The sequence below is a fragment of the Vibrio sp. SCSIO 43097 genome, assembly GCF_023650755.1.
In the GTDB taxonomy this organism is placed as follows: Bacteria; Pseudomonadota; Gammaproteobacteria; order Enterobacterales; family Vibrionaceae; genus Vibrio; species Vibrio alginolyticus.
The window spans coordinates 561,571-579,787 of the sequence record NZ_CP071840.1; the positions used below are offsets into that span (position 1 = coordinate 561,571).

15 protein-coding genes are annotated in these 18,217 nt (G+C 44.4%); 8 read left to right on the forward strand and 7 right to left on the reverse strand.

Annotation, left to right across the window (positions count from 1 at the left end; translation table 11 throughout):
* Positions 1–43: 43 nt before the first annotated feature.
* Both J4N40_RS02745 and metK read right to left on the reverse strand, forming a co-directional pair.
* The gene (locus tag J4N40_RS02745; RefSeq protein WP_005381026.1) at positions 44–841 is read right to left on the reverse strand and encodes a DUF2189 domain-containing protein; all 798 of its coding nucleotides are present in this window, start codon (positions 839–841) and stop codon (positions 44–46) included.
* Between the two features lie 402 nt (positions 842–1,243).
* Positions 1,244–2,398: a methionine adenosyltransferase gene (gene metK, locus J4N40_RS02750; protein ID WP_005381027.1), complete on the reverse strand. Its 1,155-nt coding sequence runs from the start codon at positions 2,396–2,398 to the stop codon at positions 1,244–1,246.
* Positions 2,399–2,713: 315 nt separating this feature from the next.
* Here metK and tkt point away from each other — a divergent pair, with 315 nt between their 5' ends.
* Positions 2,714–4,708 carry a transketolase gene (gene tkt / locus J4N40_RS02755; protein ID WP_171346186.1) on the forward strand — a complete coding sequence of 665 codons (1,995 nt, stop codon included), beginning with the start codon at positions 2,714–2,716 and terminating at the stop codon, positions 4,706–4,708.
* 91 nt (positions 4,709–4,799) lie between these two features.
* On the opposite strand, the gene J4N40_RS02760 is transcribed toward tkt, so the two are convergent.
* Positions 4,800–5,693 carry a LysR family transcriptional regulator gene (locus tag J4N40_RS02760; RefSeq protein WP_017633561.1) on the reverse strand — a complete coding sequence of 298 codons (894 nt, stop codon included), beginning with the start codon at positions 5,691–5,693 and terminating at the stop codon, positions 4,800–4,802.
* A 140-nt stretch (positions 5,694–5,833) separates the two neighbouring features.
* Here J4N40_RS02760 and J4N40_RS02765 point away from each other — a divergent pair, with 140 nt between their 5' ends.
* From J4N40_RS02765 to mscS, 5 genes are all read left to right on the forward strand, one after another.
* The gene (locus J4N40_RS02765; RefSeq protein ID WP_005380999.1) at positions 5,834–7,792 is read left to right on the forward strand and encodes a ligand-gated channel protein; all 1,959 of its coding nucleotides are present in this window, start codon (positions 5,834–5,836) and stop codon (positions 7,790–7,792) included.
* A 135-nt stretch (positions 7,793–7,927) separates the two neighbouring features.
* On the forward strand, positions 7,928–8,965 hold the full coding sequence (gene epd / locus J4N40_RS02770) for an erythrose-4-phosphate dehydrogenase (RefSeq protein ID WP_005384545.1): 1,038 nt from the start codon (positions 7,928–7,930) through the stop codon (positions 8,963–8,965).
* 151 nt (positions 8,966–9,116) lie between these two features.
* A complete protein-coding gene (locus J4N40_RS02775; RefSeq protein ID WP_005384547.1) occupies positions 9,117–10,277 on the forward strand; it encodes a phosphoglycerate kinase in 1,161 nt (386 codons plus the stop codon).
* Between the two features lie 154 nt (positions 10,278–10,431).
* Positions 10,432–11,508, forward strand: a complete 1,077-nt coding sequence (fbaA, locus tag J4N40_RS02780; protein WP_250654362.1) for a class II fructose-bisphosphate aldolase — start codon at positions 10,432–10,434, stop codon at positions 11,506–11,508.
* A gap of 426 nt (positions 11,509–11,934) precedes the next feature.
* Complete coding sequence (gene mscS, locus J4N40_RS02785; RefSeq protein ID WP_005384548.1) at positions 11,935–12,801, forward strand: small-conductance mechanosensitive channel MscS; 867 nt, start codon at positions 11,935–11,937, stop codon at positions 12,799–12,801.
* A 47-nt stretch (positions 12,802–12,848) separates the two neighbouring features.
* On the opposite strand, the gene J4N40_RS02790 is transcribed toward mscS, so the two are convergent.
* Both J4N40_RS02790 and J4N40_RS02795 read right to left on the reverse strand, forming a co-directional pair.
* Positions 12,849–13,331 carry a YbaK/EbsC family protein gene (locus J4N40_RS02790; RefSeq protein WP_017633558.1) on the reverse strand — a complete coding sequence of 161 codons (483 nt, stop codon included), beginning with the start codon at positions 13,329–13,331 and terminating at the stop codon, positions 12,849–12,851.
* 26 nt (positions 13,332–13,357) lie between these two features.
* On the reverse strand, positions 13,358–13,987 hold the full coding sequence (locus tag J4N40_RS02795; RefSeq protein WP_025998531.1) for a LysE/ArgO family amino acid transporter: 630 nt from the start codon (positions 13,985–13,987) through the stop codon (positions 13,358–13,360).
* Between the two features lie 147 nt (positions 13,988–14,134).
* On the opposite strand from J4N40_RS02795, the gene J4N40_RS02800 reads away from it, so the two are divergent.
* Positions 14,135–15,031 carry a LysR family transcriptional regulator ArgP gene (locus J4N40_RS02800; RefSeq protein WP_005380990.1) on the forward strand — a complete coding sequence of 299 codons (897 nt, stop codon included), beginning with the start codon at positions 14,135–14,137 and terminating at the stop codon, positions 15,029–15,031.
* A gap of 208 nt (positions 15,032–15,239) precedes the next feature.
* Positions 15,240–15,932 carry an oxidative stress defense protein gene (locus J4N40_RS02805; RefSeq protein ID WP_115386291.1) on the forward strand — a complete coding sequence of 231 codons (693 nt, stop codon included), beginning with the start codon at positions 15,240–15,242 and terminating at the stop codon, positions 15,930–15,932.
* Positions 15,933–16,003: 71 nt separating this feature from the next.
* Here J4N40_RS02805 and serA read toward each other — a convergent pair whose 3' ends face one another.
* Together serA and rpiA are read right to left on the reverse strand one after the other, a co-directional pair.
* Positions 16,004–17,236: a phosphoglycerate dehydrogenase gene (gene serA, locus J4N40_RS02810; RefSeq protein ID WP_017821632.1), complete on the reverse strand. Its 1,233-nt coding sequence runs from the start codon at positions 17,234–17,236 to the stop codon at positions 16,004–16,006.
* A 274-nt stretch (positions 17,237–17,510) separates the two neighbouring features.
* Entirely contained in the window at positions 17,511–18,167 is a 657-nt protein-coding gene (gene rpiA, locus J4N40_RS02815; protein ID WP_005380982.1) for a ribose-5-phosphate isomerase RpiA, read from the reverse strand.
* Between the last annotated feature and the right edge of the window lie 50 nt (positions 18,168–18,217).

Below are 18,217 nucleotides of genomic sequence, written 5' to 3' on the forward strand. Positions count from 1 at the left end.
AAAGCCCCCGCATTTGCGAGGGCCAGATCATAGCATCAGTTAATTATGGTGTGTGTTTTTTCTTGATGGTGGCATGGTAAGCGTGCCATGTACCGTAGCCTAGAATTGGCATGGTAAACAACATTCCGATCCCGTAGGTCGCAAAGCCGATAAGAATACCGCCACAGATGATCGCTGCCCAAACAATCATTGCTGGAATGTTGGATTTCACTGCATTAAAGCTGGTAAATACAGCGGTCATCATGTCTACGCGACGCTCCATCATGAGCGGAATAGAAAAGGCTGAAATGCTAAACACCACACAAGCCAAAACAAAGCCAACTAAAGAGCCGATGACAAGGAAGGGTAGGAACTCACTTAAAGGTGCCCCTTGAACAGAAGGGTAGAGCGCATGAAGTAGAGCGGCAATGCGCATCCAAAATATCATACACACTGCGAGTAACACGGCGAACGCCCATTGAGATGTTGAGTTACGACCGATCGCTTTCATTGAATGGAACAAGCTTGCTTTGTGTCCGCGCTCTCTCTCCCAACTGGCATCATACAAGCCCAGCGCGAGAAACGGACCGATTAACATGTAAACAATCAAACTGGGCATGACGACCAAGTGTGTGCCTTGCCACTGTACGAGCAAAACAATGCCTATCGCAGCTGCCATAAAACAGATGCCATAGAAAGCACTAATAAGTGGCATTCGCACGAAATCATGCAGACCTAATGCTAGCCAATGAAAAGGTGCAGAAAGATTGACCGTATTGCACGGTATGGTTCTGGCGTATTCGTTGTCTGGCACTTCCTTTCGCTTGTTGTGGAAGTCCGATGGATTAACAGTTCGAGGCATAACTCCTCCTTGATTTATTCCCACATTATCCGCTTATACCAACTGACAGCGGTTTTTGTTCAGTCAAACTTGAAGCGACTTTTTCAAGTTTACATCTGAGCATTGGCTTAGTTTGGTATCGGCCATAAAGATGCCTGACTCATGTCTTTACTTAAGTGTTGCTTCCACAGTCGCCAGCATCCGACGTCTCTATTTAAATTGGAATTAACAATATTTTAACTATTGGCGGAGATGGGATAATTTACAAATAATTGCTTAAAATTTATTCGGTATAAAAATGAGGGAGAAACAGGACTGCTTTGTGGCGCAGGGCGGTATGAGTCGAAATGACTAGATAAAAGTTGCTGAAAATAAAAAGCCCCCACCATAGGCGAGGGCTTGATTGATTCTTGCTTGGCTTGATTATTTGATGCCAGCGAAATCGCGTAGAAGTGCAGCTTTGTCTGTTGCTTCCCACGGGAATTCTTCACGACCGAAGTGACCGTAAGCCGCTGTCTTCTTGTAGATAGGTTGAAGAAGGTTAAGCATTTCTTGTAGACCGTATGGACGTAGGTCGAAGAATTGACGAACCGCTTCAATGATGATGTCGTGAGATACTTTCTCAGTACCGAACGTTTCCACCATGATAGACGTTGGATCAGCAACACCGATTGCGTAAGAAAGTTGGATCTCACAACGGTCAGCCATGCCTGCCGCTACGATGTTTTTCGCTACGTAGCGTGCTGCGTATGCTGCACTACGGTCAACTTTTGATGGATCTTTACCAGAAAACGCACCGCCACCGTGACGAGCTGCGCCGCCGTAGGTATCTACGATGATCTTACGACCAGTTAGGCCACAGTCACCCATAGGCCCACCGATTACGAAGCGACCGGTTGGGTTAATGAAGAAGTTTGTTTCTTTGTTGATCCACTCAGAAGGTAGCACTGGCTTAATGATCTCTTCCATTACCGCTTCACGCAGGTCTGAAGTTGAGATTGAGTCACAGTGTTGAGTTGAAAGAACAACCGCGTCGATACCAACGATGTTACCTTGATCGTATTGGAATGTTACCTGAGATTTTGCATCAGGACGCAACCAAGGTAGTGTGCCGTTTTTACGAACTTCTGCTTGCTTTTGAACAAGACGGTGAGAGTAAGTAATTGGCGCTGGCATTAGTACTTCAGTTTCGTTACAAGCGTAACCAAACATGATGCCTTGGTCGCCTGCACCTTGTTCTTTAGGGTCAGCTTTATCAACACCTTGGTTGATATCTGGCGACTGTTTACCGATTGTGTTTAGTACCGCACAAGAATCTGCGTCAAAGCCCATATCTGAATGTACGTAGCCGATTTCACGAACGGTTTCACGAGTTAACTCTTCGATGTCTACCCATGCTGAAGTCGTGATTTCACCACCCACCATTACCATACCGGTTTTAACGTAAGTCTCACATGCAACACGAGCCTTTGGATCTTGCTCTAGAATCGCGTCAAGAACCGCATCAGAAATCTGGTCTGCAATTTTATCTGGATGACCTTCTGATACTGACTCAGAAGTAAACAGGTGCTTAGCCATGTTAGCTCCACTATATCTGGTTTAAAACTGGGGAATGATAAACTCTCCAGCGCAAATTAATACTAATTTTTGTAGGTGTATCTACATCTAGACGTCTATTCTAAATTTGATTGCTCGAATTACAAGCTCTTTTTTGGTTTTTGTTATAACCAAACGTTTGCCTGATTTATTGATAATTTTAAGAACTTCGAACGATTTGGCGCGAAAGGTGCAATATTTGTGAGGTTTTGGACTGGAAAACGTTTGCACACCCAACAGGGCTTTGAGAGAATTATGACCTACTTTTCGTTTCGCTTAATGTACTCAGGAGCAGACATGTCGTCTCGTAAACATCTTGCCAATGCAATTCGTGCTCTAAGCATGGATGGTGTTCAACAAGCTAACTCAGGCCACCCAGGCGCACCAATGGGTATGGCTGATATCGCTGAAGTTCTTTGGCGCTCTCACCTAAACCATAACCCTTCAAACCCAGAGTGGGCCGACCGCGATCGCTTTGTGCTGTCAAACGGTCATGGGTCAATGCTTATTTACTCTCTACTGCACTTAAGCGGTTACGAGCTATCTATTGACGATCTGAAAAACTTCCGTCAATTGCACTCAAAAACCCCAGGTCACCCAGAGTACGGCTACGCGCCTGGTATCGAGACAACAACGGGTCCTCTAGGTCAAGGCATCACTAACGCTGTTGGTATGGCGATCGCAGAGAAAGCACTAGCGGCACAGTTCAACAAAGAAGGTCACGATATCGTTGACCACTTTACGTATGTGTTCATGGGTGACGGCTGTCTAATGGAAGGCATCTCGCATGAAGCATGCTCTCTTGCAGGTACTCTTGGTCTAGGCAAGCTGATTGCATTCTGGGATGACAACGGCATCTCTATCGACGGTCACGTTGATGGTTGGTTCTCTGACGATACACCTAAGCGTTTTGAAGCGTACGGCTGGCATGTAATCCCAGCAGTCGATGGTCACGACTCAGACGCGATCAACGCAGCAATTGAAGCAGCAAAAGCGGACCCACGTCCTACGCTTATCTGTACCAAAACAATTATCGGTTTCGGTTCTCCTAACAAGTCTGGTTCGCACGACTGTCACGGTGCACCACTAGGTCACGATGAAATCCAAGCGGCTCGCGAATACCTAGGTTGGGAGTACGGCCCATTTGAGATCCCGGCAGATGTTTACGCTGAGTGGGATGCAAAAGAAGCGGGCGCCGCGAAAGAAGCAGCTTGGAATGAAAAATTCGAAGCATACGCTGCAGCTTACCCTGCTGAAGCGGCAGAGCTTAAACGTCGTCTAAACGGCGAACTTCCTGCACAATGGGAAGAAAAAGCGAACCAAATCATTGCCGATCTTCAAGCAAACCCAGCGAACATTGCATCACGTAAAGCATCGCAAAATGCACTAGAAGCGTTTGGTCAAATGCTTCCTGAGTTTATGGGTGGTTCTGCTGACCTAGCGCCTTCTAACCTGACCATGTGGTCTGGTTCTAAGTCTCTAGAAACGGAGGACTTCTCTGGCAACTACATCCACTACGGTGTACGCGAATTCGGTATGACTGCTATCATCAACGGTATCGCATTGCACGGTGGTTTCGTTCCTTACGGCGCAACATTCCTAATGTTCATGGAATACGCTCGTAACGCAATGCGTATGGCTGCGCTGATGAAAATTCAGAACATCCAAGTTTACACGCATGATTCGATCGGTCTTGGCGAAGATGGCCCAACTCACCAACCTGTTGAGCAAATGGCGTCTCTACGTGTAACTCCAAACATGAGCACATGGCGCCCATGTGACCAAGTTGAGTCTGCAGTTGCATGGAAACTAGCGATTGAACGTAAAGATGCACCAACTGCACTTATCTTCTCTCGTCAAAACCTAGCGCAACAAGAGCGTACTGCTGAACAAGTCGCAGACATCGCGAAAGGTGCTTACATCCTGAAAGATAGCGAAGGTAAGCCTGAGCTAATCCTTATCGCAACAGGTTCTGAGGTTGAGCTTGCAGTGAAAGCCGCTGAGCAACTAACTTCAGAAGGCAAGAAAGTACGCGTTGTTTCAATGCCATCAACAGATGCATTCGATAAACAAGACGCTGCTTACCGTGAATCTGTACTGCCATCAGACGTAACGGCACGTATCGCTATTGAAGCGGGCATTGCGGATTTCTGGTACAAGTACGTAGGCTTCGACGGTCGCATCATCGGTATGACAACATTCGGTGAATCAGCACCTGCTGGTCAGCTATTCGAGATGTTTGGCTTCACGACTGAAAACGTAGTGAACACAGCTAAAGAATTGCTAGCGTAATTGCAGGACCGTCTAAACAGTCGAACGTAAACGACGATTGTTAAACGCTAAAGTTAGAAAGGCCATCATTATGATGGCCTTTTTATTTTTGTCAGGTTTTCCAACCTTGTGGAATGCTTTGGTGAATGCAGTCTAAAAGTACGGATAAGCGCAGTGGTGGTCGTCCTGCTGGTGTATAGCAGTTAATGGAAATAGGCTCAGAAAGCCAACCTTCTAAGCAAGGTGTGATTCGCCCTGGGTGATGTTTCTCATAGCCGCATGCTGTCCAAGTCGGCAGCAGTCCAATACCATGACCATTCGCGATACTGTCTATTTGCATTGCTATGTTGTCGCTGTATAACCGACTAACAAAGGGTTCTAAAAAGAACTCACCGTGTTGAGGGTGTGCTAGCATCAATCCATTTTCTTGCACTGAACCAAAATCGATCCATGGATGTGCTTCAAGTTCTTTGGGGTGCGGTATAGGCCCATGTTGTTTTAGATAATTTGGAGAGGCAAAAGGCGTATAGCGAAATACCCCCAGCACTTCTTTTCGCCAGTCTAGCTCTTTACGTTCACCGAGCCAGATGAACAAATCTGGGTCATGATGCGCCTCAGAAAAGTCACTGGTAAGTTGAACTCTAACATCGGGATTATCAGCAAGAAAACGATTGAGTACGCCGCCGAGCCAGCTTCTAACTAAGGCAGTGTGACAAACAATATGCAGTGGCCCTGAAACTTGGTTCGTTAAACCTTGCAGTGCATCATAACTCTCTTCGCTTAACTCAAGAATCTGGCGGCTGTAGTGGGCAAAGATCTCTCCAGCTCTTGTCAGAACTAATCGATTACCTTGTCTGGCGGTTAGAGCCTGACCGAAGTCTTCTTCTAATTGTGCCAAGCGACGACTTAGCGTTGATTTTGGCTGATTAAGGGCTTTAGCAGCGGCTGTCAAACTTTTATGCTGATTGAGCGCATCAAAGGCTCTAATTGATGCTAAGTCGTGCATATTTCTTTTACTCCTTACTGCGTTATGTACGAGTTCCATAAATGGAAAGAACCGTTCCATAACTCTCACTATACATCTCATTCTATTTGTGAATAATTCACTTTCGAAAATAATAATCATTATCAATTATGGAGATGTAGATGTCTACTCTTAGACTGCCAGTTATTACCGCAACTGGTATTTTAGCCTTCGTCAGTGTCCCTCATGTTTTTGCCAATGATGCAGTTTCTAAAATGGAAACAGTGGTTGTAACTGCATCAAGCTACGAGCAATCTCAAGCGGACGCGCCTGCAAGTATTAGTGTGATTTCACGTGAGGAGTTGGACTCTCGTTATTACCGCGATGTGACTGATGCACTAAAAAGTGTGCCAGGTGTTGTCGTGACAGGTGGTGGTGATACCACCGACATTAGTATCCGTGGTATGGGTTCTAAATACACTTTGATACTGGTCGATGGTAAACGTCAAAGCACGCGTGAAACTCGTCCAAATAGTGACGGTCCTGGTATCGAACAAGGTTGGTTACCTCCTCTTCAAGCGATTGAGCGAATCGAAGTTATTCGCGGCCCAATGTCGACGCTTTACGGTTCTGATGCGATTGGTGGCGTGATTAACGTCATCACACGAAAAGATGCGTTAGAGTGGACGGGTAATGTTCAACTGGGCACGGTACTACAAGAGAATAGCCGCTCAGGTGGAGAGCAGAGCGCGAACTTTTTCGTTAATGGTCCGTTGGCTGAAAATTTATCTCTCCAAGTATATGGTCAGTACACAACCAGAGAAGAAGATGACATCGAATACGGTTATGAAGATAAAGATATGCAGAGTATCTCTTCAAAACTGACTTACCAGATTAATGAGCGCCACTCGGTACAATTAGAAGGTGGCACGTCGGCACAAAGTCGTCGTGGCAATGTGGGCCTTTCAGTGCCGACCACTGGGTGTCGTGGAGGGTGTGAAGATTCACTGAATGAATATCGTCGTAATTACGTAACGGTAAGCCACAACGGTGATTGGGATTCGATTGGCATTTCAGATACTTACTTACAGCGAGAAGAGAGCGAGAACAAATCTCGTGAGATGACGATCACCAACACCACGTTCAAATCGAGCTTGGTGACTGGTATCGGAAACCATACGTTGACGACGGGTGTGGACGCCACTCATGCAGAGCTTGAGGATTTCACCTCCAACAAAGCGTCATCGAAGACTGAAACATCGAATACGCAGTGGGCTGTTTTCATTGAAGATGAATGGAGAATCGCTGATCCGTTTAGCGTTACGCTTGGTGGTCGTCTAGATCATGACGAAAACTATGGCGCGCACTTTAGTCCGCGTGTTTACGGTGTATGGCGAGTTGATCCGTCTTGGACGGTGAAAGGCGGTGTGGCAACAGGTTTCCGTTCTCCACAATTACGTGAAATTACTCCTGGCTGGGCGCAAGTCAGTGGTGGCGGTAATATCTACGGTAACCCAGATCTTGACCCTGAAACGTCGCTAAACAAAGAAATCAGCGTCTTGTATCAAGGTGATTCTGGCTTAGATGTCTCTTTGACAGCGTTCCATAACGAATTCAAAGACAAGATCACACGTGTTGTTTGTCCAGACACTATCTGTACTGATGGTCCAAACCAATGGGGCGCAGATCCAACGTACCGTATTAACGTGGATGAAGCCGTCACACAAGGTATTGAAGCGACTTTAGCATCGCCGTTAACGGAAACCATTTACCTTAGCTCGAGCTACACATTTACCGACTCAGAGCAAAAAACAGGTGAATACAAAGGCATGCCGCTGCAGCAGTTACCAAAGCATCTGTTTAATGTGGATGTGACTTGGCAAACGACAACAGATCTAGAGAGCTGGGCGAAAGTCACGTACCGAGGTAAAGAAATGGATCCGGTTACTGGCCCATCAAGAAACAGTATTGTAGAACCAGCTTATACCTTTGTGGACGCCGGTGTGACATACCAGTTAACCGACAATACTCGTATTAAAGGCGCTATCTATAACTTGCTGGACGAGGAAATCAGTTACGAAGAATACGGATATATTGAAGATGGTCGTCGCTACTGGTTAGGTTTAGACGTCGCATTTTAATTATCTATCGTTGTAATAAGGTCGAGTATAGTCTCGACCTTTTTTAATCCTGCTTTACTGTGATTCAACAGGTGCGTTTGTCAGCCTGATCAGGTAGTATCTGTGACACGAAATTTTTGGTAGGGCGAAGGATAAATGCTAAAGGTTGCGATCAATGGATTTGGACGTATAGGTCGTAATGTTCTGCGAGCGGTGTATGAAAGTGGAAAACACCAGCAGATCAAGGTTGTGGCGGTTAACGAACTAGCACAGCCAGAGGCGATGGCACACCTACTGCAATATGACACCAGTCATGGTCGCTTTGGTAAAAAAATTTCCCATGACCAAGAACATTTGCATGTTCATCATGACAGCGGTGAATATGATTCAATTCGCATTCTCCACCTCTCCGAAATCGAATTACTTCCTTGGCGTGATTTAGAAGTTGATATCGTCTTGGATTGCACTGGTGTATTTGGTTCGCAAGCGGATGGGCAAGCGCATATAGAAGCTGGCGCGAAGAAAGTACTGTTTTCGCACCCGGGCGCAAACGACCTAGATAATACGATTATCTATGGCGTGAACCACGAAACTCTGAAAGACGAGCACCGTGTTGTCTCCAATGGTTCTTGCACCACCAACTGTATCGTTCCCATCATTAAAGTATTAGACGAAGCCTTCGGCATAGAGTCTGGCACCATTACCACAATTCATTCGTCCATGAACGATCAACAAGTAATTGATGCGTATCATAACGACTTACGCCGTACCCGCGCTGCAAGCCAATCTATTATTCCGGTGGACACTAAGTTGCATAAGGGGATTGAAAGAATCTTCCCGAAATTTTCCAACAAATTCGAAGCAATTTCTGTTCGTGTTCCAACGGTTAACGTCACTGCAATGGATTTAAGTGTCACAATTAGTACAAATGTGAAAGTTAATGACGTAAATCAAACCATTGTTAACGCATCTCAGTGTACATTACGTAACATTGTTGACTATACTGAATCGCCACTCGTTTCCATCGACTTTAACCACGACCCCCATAGTGCGATTGTGGATGGAAGCCAGACTAGAGTGAGTAACGGGCAACTCGTAAAAATGCTCGTTTGGTGCGACAACGAATGGGGCTTTGCTAACCGGATGCTGGATACTGCCTTAGCAATGCAAGCTTCTTCGCAAGTGGAACAGTAATGACGAAGAAGTGATGGAGAATTTTTATTTCAAGCCTTGAAATAAATCCATAATATCTCCATATCTATAACCAGTTTGAAGAATTAACAGGCTTGGCAGGGTTGCCGAGTTTTCAAAAACTTTAATTATTAAATATTTGAGAGGACACATCATGTCTGTAATCAAGATGACTGACCTGGATCTTGCAGGTAAACGTGTATTTATCCGTGCTGACCTAAACGTGCCAGTAAAAGACGGTAAAGTAACTTCGGATGCACGTATCATCGCATCTCTTCCAACTATTAAGCACTGCCTAGAAGCAGGCGCTAAAGTAATGGTTACGTCTCACCTAGGTCGCCCAACTGAAGGTGAATACGCTGAAGAGTTCTCTCTACAACCAGTTGTTAATTACCTAAACGACGCACTAGATTGCGAAGTGAAGCTAGCAAAAGACTACCTAGATGGCCTAGAGCTAAATGCGGGTGAACTTGTTGTTCTTGAAAACGTTCGCTTCAACAAAGGCGAAAAGAAAAACGACGAAGAGCTATCTAAGAAATACGCAGCACTATGTGACGTATTCGTAATGGACGCATTCGGTACGGCTCACCGTGCTCAAGCATCTACTCACGGCGTTGGTATGCACGCAGACGTAGCATGTGCTGGTCCTCTACTAGCGAACGAACTAGAAGCGCTAGGCAAAGCAATGGACAAGCCAGCTCGTCCAATGGTTGCTATCGTAGGTGGTTCAAAAGTTTCTACTAAGCTAACTGTTCTTGAGTCTCTATCTAAAATCGCTGACCAACTCGTTGTTGGTGGTGGTATTGCTAACACATTCATCGCAGCTGCTGGCCACAACGTTGGTAAGTCTCTATACGAAGCAGACCTAGTTGAAACAGCTAAGAAGCTAATGGACGAGTGTGCAATTCCAGTAGCAACAGACGTTGCATGTGCGAAAGCATTCGACGAGAACGCAGAAGCTGAAATTAAGCACGTTTCTGAAGTACAAGACGACGACATGATCTTCGACCTTGGTCCAGATTCAACTGCTGAACTAGCTGAAATCCTTAAAAACGCTAAGACTATCCTATGGAATGGTCCAGTAGGCGTATTCGAATTCAAGAACTTCGAAGCAGGTACTAAAGGTATCTCTGAAGCTATCGCAGCTTCTGAAGGCTTCTCTGTTGCTGGTGGTGGTGACACGCTAGCGGCTATCGACAAGTTCGGTATCAAAGCGGATGTATCTTACATCTCTACTGGCGGCGGCGCTTTCCTTGAGTTCGTAGAAGGTAAAGTTCTTCCAGCAGTAGAAATGCTAGAAGCACGCGCTAAGTAATTAAAGCAAAGCGGGGGAGTGATTCTCCCGCTTTCTTGTTTGCTGCAACGTGTGAGGAACTCTGCTAGAATAACCTCAGTTGTGAGCAAACGTTTGCAAGATTTTCAACTTAACAAGTTTTGTTTAAAAACGACAGATAAATAGGATTACATCCATGTCTAAGATCTTCGACTTCGTAAAACCAGGTGTTATCTCTGGCGATGACGTTCAGAAAGTATTTGAAGTTGCAAAAGAAAACAGCTTTGCACTTCCAGCAGTAAACTGTGTGGGTACTGACTCTGTAAACGCAGTACTTGAAGCAGCTGCAAAAGTTAAAGCTCCAGTTATCGTTCAGTTCTCTAACGGTGGCGCTGCTTTCTTTGCTGGTAAAGGTCTAAAACTTGAAGGTCAAGAAGCTCAAATCCTAGGTGCTGTTGCTGGTGCGAAATACGTTCACGCTGTAGCTGAAGCTTACGGTGTTCCAGTAATCCTACACACTGACCACGCAGCTAAGAAACTACTTCCTTGGATCGACGGTCTACTAGACGCTGGTGAAGAGTACTTCGCGCAAACTGGTAAGCCACTATTCTCTTCTCACATGATCGACCTTTCTGAAGAGTCTCTAGAAGAGAACATCGAAATTTCTGCTAAGTACCTAGAGCGCATGGCTAAAATGAACATGACTCTAGAAATCGAACTAGGTTGTACTGGTGGTGAAGAAGACGGTGTTGACAACTCTGATATGGATGCGTCTGAACTATACACTTCTCCAGAAGACGTTGCATACGCATACGAGAAACTAAGCGCAATCAGCCACCGTTTCACTATCGCAGCATCTTTCGGTAACGTACACGGCGTATACAAGCCAGGTAACGTTGTACTAACTCCAACTATCCTACGTGATTCTCAAGCGCACGTTTCTGAGAAATTCGGTCTTCCAACGAACTCTCTAAACTTCGTATTCCACGGTGGTTCAGGTTCTTCTCTAGAAGAAATCCGTGAATCTATCGGCTACGGTGTAATCAAAATGAACATCGATACTGATACACAGTGGGCTACTTGGGATGGTATCCGTAAGTTCGAAGCTGAAAACCACGATTACCTACAAGGTCAGATCGGTAACCCAACTGGTGAAGATGCACCAAACAAGAAGTACTACGATCCACGCGTATGGCTACGTGCAGGCCAAGCTTCAATGGTTACTCGTCTAGAGCAAGCATTTGCTGACCTTAACGCAGTTGACGTACTATAATCGTTACTGATTAAGTTACTTAAAAACCCGCTCTTTGAGCGGGTTTTTTTTATATCTATCATTTTCTTCCCCTCTGCTTTCTCCCGATATTTTTATGCGTTAGGTTGTATTTGCTAGTGAGATATCTCACCTTTAACGTTTTTTTTAAAGAAAACATGGGAATATCAGTCTTAAGAGTGGCGAAATCAGAGTGCATTGCGTAACCTGTAACAAGTCAGTGTCAGAAAGCTCTGATAAAGTCTTGTTTTGCATATCTTTGCGAAACTCTGACTTTGAAAAAAGTCAGAGTTGGGATATTGTGCCAAAAATCTGACACTGTTCAGTGGAGCAATAGGGATGTTGTTTTAGAAAAGAGCCTTTAAAAAACAAGGTTCATAAATTAACGGCAATTGGATTTATATCTCTTTATTTTTGAGGATAAGAATTATGGCAGGTGAATCGGTGGGTATCGATACCACTTTAACGGATGGTCTAACTCAGGCTGAAACTTGGCTGACAAACAATTCAGATCTACTGGTTCAGTACGGTGTGAACATTATCTCTGCGGTGCTTATTCTGTTTATCGGTAATCTTATCGTTAAGGCAGTCGCTGGTAGTGTTTCTAAAGTACTAGAAAAGAAAAACATGGATAAGGCCGTCGTTGAATTTATTCACGGTCTTGTTCGTTACTTGCTATTTGTAATCGTGCTAATCGCGGCTCTTGGTCGATTAGGAGTTCAAACCGCTTCTGTTGTTGCTGTGATTGGTGCGGCAGGTCTTGCTGTTGGTCTTGCACTACAAGGTTCACTATCAAACTTTGCAGCAGGCGTACTTATTGTTGCGTTCCGTCCATTCAAATCAGGCGACTACGTAGAAATCGGTGGTGTAGCGGGTAGTGTTGAAGCAATTCAAATCTTCCAAACAGTTCTAAAAACACCAGACAACAAAATGGTTGTTGTGCCTAACTCTTCAGTTATCGGCGGTGCCATTACTAACTACTCTCGCCATGCGACACGACGTGTCGACCTAGTGATTGGTGTTTCATACAAAGCAGACCTTAAACTAACGAAGAAAGTGATTCGTGAGACGCTAGAGAAAGATCCACGTATCTTGAAAGACCCAGATATCACAATTGGTGTACTTACGTTAGCAGACTCTTCAGTTAACTTTGTGGTTCGTCCATGGGTGAAAACTGCAGATTACTGGGGCGTATACTTTGATGCAATGCAAGGTATTAAAGAAGCATTGGATGAAAATGGTATCGAGATTCCATTCCCACAAATGGATGTTCACCTGAACAAAGTCGACGCTTAATCAAAAGCAGTCGATATTCAAAAGCGAGGCCAATAGGCCTCGCTTTTTTATACTTCGTAAAGGGTGTGATGACCAGCAAGTAAGAGGCGTTTTAGATGTTTACCTGCAAATCCAAATGTGAACTCAGGTAAGCCAGGCGTATAGAGCAACTCTTGATGTTGATAGAGATTGGTATCAACAATGATAGTGATGTATTCCGGTAAGCCTATTGGGCAAACCGCGCCGGGTACGCAACCTAACACTTCGACCATTTCATCGTCATTACAAATAGAGGGACGTTTACCTGTAATCGCTTTAATCTGCTTGGCATCGAGGCGCGAGTCCTTATCTGTCAGATAAACTGCGTAACCTTGTCCTTTGAGTGTTAAAAAGAGGCTTTTGGTATGCGTACCCGTCCAACCAAGCTCTCTCGCAATGCGTATATCTGTCTCAAAGTCTAAGATGGCTTCGTGCTGCCATTCCCGAAAAGGAATAGAGAGCGCGTTGAATCGCTCTCTATTGTTGTTATAAATACGTTTTAGTGACTCCATGTCTTTGCTGCCTTACTACCTTATGATTACCAATACTTATCAATAAGCTCACTCGCTAAGATATACGCTATTGTGAACATCATCATTGCGATTGCAATGTCGATGGTTTTTTTCACTTTTGGTTTAGAGAGTGTTGGACCTAGTTTGGCGGCTCCTATCGATAAAGTGTAGAACCAAACAAAGGAAGCCATAATCGTACCTAGTGCAAAAGCAATGCGATCATGGCCTTCAAATTGTCCACCGATCGAACCTAGAATAACGACTGTATCTAAATATAAGTGCGGATTAAGCACAGTGACGGCTAACGCACCTAGAATAACCGTTCGACGACCTCGAGCTACGATCTCCCCTTTTGATTCCGATTCACTCTCTGGCTTAAAAGCACTTTTTAGTGAGAGCAGTCCATAGAAGCTCAAGAAAGCAATACCACCAAGTGTCACCGACGTCAGTAAGATTTCATTTTGAGACAGAATTGCACCACCACCAAAAATACCTAGAGAGATGAAAATCATATCTAGCACGCTACAAATAGTGGCGGTTGTTAGGTGGTGGTTACGCTTTATGCCTTGATTCAAAACATACGCATTTTGCGCGCCGATCGGAATGATCATTGATGCTCCTAAACCAAAACCTTGCAATAGAACCCACAAGCTCACACTTCACCTCACTTCAAAATAACAAATACATTTACAGAAAAGGGAAAGATAAAGCGTTTATCTAAATAAGTATAATTAATGATTTTAATCTTACATTAGATAGACTAATTTAACGGGAGGCGTTTGATCAAGAGTGAGAGGAAAGGTATGCGAGGGTTAGATTACAAATGGATTGAGGCATTAGACGCTATAGTTTATCAGGGTAGCTTTGAGCGTGCTGCCGAGCATTTATTTGTTTCTCAATCCGCCATTTCTCAACGTATCAAGCAGTTAGAGAAGTTTCTCGCGCAGCCTGTTTTAATTCGAAGCCAGCCACCTAAGCCAACGCCAATTGGTAAAAAATTGTTGGGTCTTTATCGGCGAGTACGCTTGCTAGAGCATGAAATTCTCCCCGAACTAAAAAATGATACCAGTACGCGACCTGTGCAACTCTCTTTAGCGACTAATGCAGATAGCCTTGCAACATGGCTACTGCCAGCGCTGCAAAATGTTATGAAGCAGCGTCAAGTTGAACTAAAACTGACTATCTATGGTGAATACCGCTCTATTGAAAAACTCAAAAGTGGCGAAGTGACAGGAGCGATCAGCTTGGAGTCCCAGCCAATCCCCGGATGCAGAGCAGACTATTTAGGTCGCATCGATTATGTTTGTGTCGCGAGCCCAGAGTTCTATCAGCGTTATTTTTCTAAAGGCGTAAATAATCAGACATTGGCAAAAGCACCGGCCGTTTCATATGACCAATATGATGATCTACATAAAACATTTCTTACCGAGCACTTTAACGTCAATCCTGACAGCGTTATTCATCACAACATCAGTAGTTCTGAAGCGTTTCTAAAAGTGGCGTTAGCTGGTGTAGCTTATTGCTTGATCCCCCGCTTGCAAATTACCGACGAATTAGACAGAGGTGTGTTGGTTGATGTGACTCCAGGTTTTTTAATGTCCCATCGGATTTATTGGCACCACTGGCAGTTAGAAACTGGGGTACTACAAGAAATCTCACATGCGATAGTGGGGTATGCGCAGCAGCATCTACCTCAATAAGTTCGTCAGAGCTGCATATCGTTAACTTAAGTGTGTTTTGTTTAAAAATTACGCCAATGTTACATAGTCAAAGTTGTGTTAGAAGTCACTATGGGTGCTTGGATAATCGGCGGAAGTTTCTATTATGAAACCACACGCTTTCTCAGCCATGATAGTGATGTTGGAATCTGAGATTAAGTACTTAATTTTGTATGGATGGATTTATTGAATGAAATTGTATTCATTTTTGCTGGCTTCAGCACTCAGCCTTACCAGTGCTTCAGTTTTGGCGAATACGCCAGAGTTTGCTCATGTTACGACAACGGGGTATGGCGAAGTGACGGCCACACCTGATATGGCTACGTTTTCTGTAAAAGTAGTCGATACGACAATGACGGCCGAACAAGCGAAATTGTCCGTAGATAAAACCGTTGAAGAGTTTCTAAAAAGCTTATCGGATGCCGGCTTGTCAAAAGACAATATTACTAGCTCGAATTTATACCTTGCTCCTCAGTACCATTACCCTAAATCAGGAAAAGCAGAACTTGTTGGGTATCGAGCATCTCGCAGTATTGATGTCACGGTGACGGATCTGAAAAACCTTAACCAATACCTAGATATGGCGTTAGAAGCGGGAATTAATCAGGTTGATAATATTCAACTTAAGGTAAGCAACCAAGCCGAGTATCAGCAAAAGGCACGAATGGCTGCGATTAAGGACGCAAGAGAAAAAGCAGGGTCATTAGCGATTGGTTTTGAGAAAAAGTTGGGCGATGTATGGCAGATCAATTACAGACAGATGCACGTTCAGCCTGTGTTAATGCGTTCAATGGCGATGGATAGTAAAGAAGGAGCGAATAGCTACCAAGATTCAACCATGATCATTCGCGATCAAGTCGATGTCATTTATAAGCTAAAGTAAGGCTTAGCAAACAGTAAAAAGCAAAAGGCAGGGAGTTACAACCCCTGCCTTTGTCATTTCTATTTCACAGTTTAATGCAGGATACGAGCACGGATTGTGCCTTCAATGTTTTTGAGCTTTGTTAGAGCTTCTTCTGCTCGTTCAGTTTCAACGTCGATCACTACGTAGCCTATTTCAGCGGCTGTTTGTAGGTACTGCGCGGCAATGTTAATGCCTTCTTCAGCAAAGATGGTGTTGATCTGAGTTAGAATACCAGGACGGTTCTTATGGATATGAAGCAGACGAGAGCACTCACCACTGTGTTCTGGCAATGACACTTCAGGGAAGTTTACGCTTGAAAGTGTCGAGCCGTTATCAGAGTACTTAGCCAGTTTGCCCGCCACTTCTAAGCCGATATTCTCTTGTGCTTCTTGCGTTGAACCACCAACGTGTGGAGTGAGAATGACGTTATCGAATTTTTGTAAAGGAGACTCGAACGGGTCAGCATTTGTTTTTGGTTCAGTTGGGAATACATCAATTGCAGCTCCGGCAAGGTGACCAGCTTCTAAGCTATGGCAAAGTGCAGGAATATCCACAACGGTGCCACGTGCAGCGTTGATAAAGATGGAACCTGGTTTCATTCGAGCAAATTCAGCTTCACCCATCATGTTTTTCGTTTCCGGTGTTTCGGGAACGTGCAAAGAAATCACATCACATTTGTTCAATAGTTCACTCATGGTATGTACTTGCGTCGCATTACCAAGGGACAGTTTGTTCTCAATATCGTAGTAGTAAACGCGCATACCTAAGTTTTCGGCAATAATACCAAGCTGCGTACCAATGTGACCGTATCCGATAATGCCAAGGCACTTACCACGAGCTTCGTAAGAGTTGTCTGCACTTTTCTTCCAAATACCGCGATGTGCAAGTGCATTCTTTTCAGGAATACCACGCACTAGTAAAAGGATTTGCCCAAGTACAAGCTCTGCCACGCTTCGAGTGTTAGAGAATGGTGCATTAAAGACAGGAATACCGCGTTTTGCTGCTGCATCTAGGTTTACTTGGTTAGTACCAATACAAAAACAGCCAATTGCAACCAGCTTGTTCGCCGCATTGATTACCTCTTCGGATAGGTTCGTACGGGAGCGGATACCAATGAAGTGCACGTCTTTTACCGCTTCAATTAGTTCTTCTTCCGGAAGGGAACCTTTATGGTATTCAATGTTGGTATAACCAGCTGCTTGAAGAACTTCAACTGAAGAAGGGTGGAGTCCCTCTAACAAGAGGATCTTAATCTTTTCTTTTTCCAGTGAAACTTTGGCCATTTTTTCTCGTCCTTAAAATGGAAAGGTGGGCTAATGTGGCGCACATTGGGCAAAACTATTAAAAAGGGGATAATTAACAGTTTTGTAGGAAGACAAACGTTTCCCTGTGCGTCTTCTGTTCAATAAAGTAACAAAAAAAAATTGCTTTGGGTAAGAAAATTACGGAATAAGAGATAATTTTCTTATAGAAAGGAATAAAAAACGGTGCCTTGCAGCACCGTATGTAATGAAATAACAGAAAAGTGAACCAGATAGGTTCATTTTGGGCTGTTATTTATTCTTCAATTTTTGCACCTTCTGGTGTGCCAGTGATCACTACGTCTGCACCACGATGAGCGAAAAGACCCACAGTCACGACACCAGCGATGCCGTTTATTTTGTCTTCCATTTCTTTCGGGTTGGTAATTTGCATATTGTGCACATCCAGAATCACGTTGCCGTTGTCAGTCACAACGCCTTCACGGTAAGCTGGATCACCACCTAGTTTTACCAATTCACGAGCCACGTAAGAGCGTGCCATTGGGATTACTTCAACAGGCAATGGGAACTGGCCAAGTACGTCAACTGCTTTAGTGCCGTCAACGATACATACGAACTTATCAGAGATTGCTGCGACAATTTTCTCACGAGTCAGAGCCGCGCCGCCGCCTTTGATCATTTCACGTGCTGGGTTGATCTCATCTGCGCCATCAACATACACATCCAGCTTCATTACATCGTTACACTCGTATACTTCAATACCAAGCTCTTTAAGGCGCTCAGTTGAAGCGACAGAGCTAGACACTGCACCTTTAATATCATCTTTGATAGTGCCTAGTGCATCGATGAAGTGATTCACGGTAGAGCCAGTACCAACACCGACAATGCTGCCTTTCTCAACATATTTTAGTGCTGCCCAACCAGCCGCTTTTTTCATTTCATCTTGAGTCATGCCAATCTCCTGAATAGATGTTCGTTAACGTTTGCGGGCGTGATTATAGC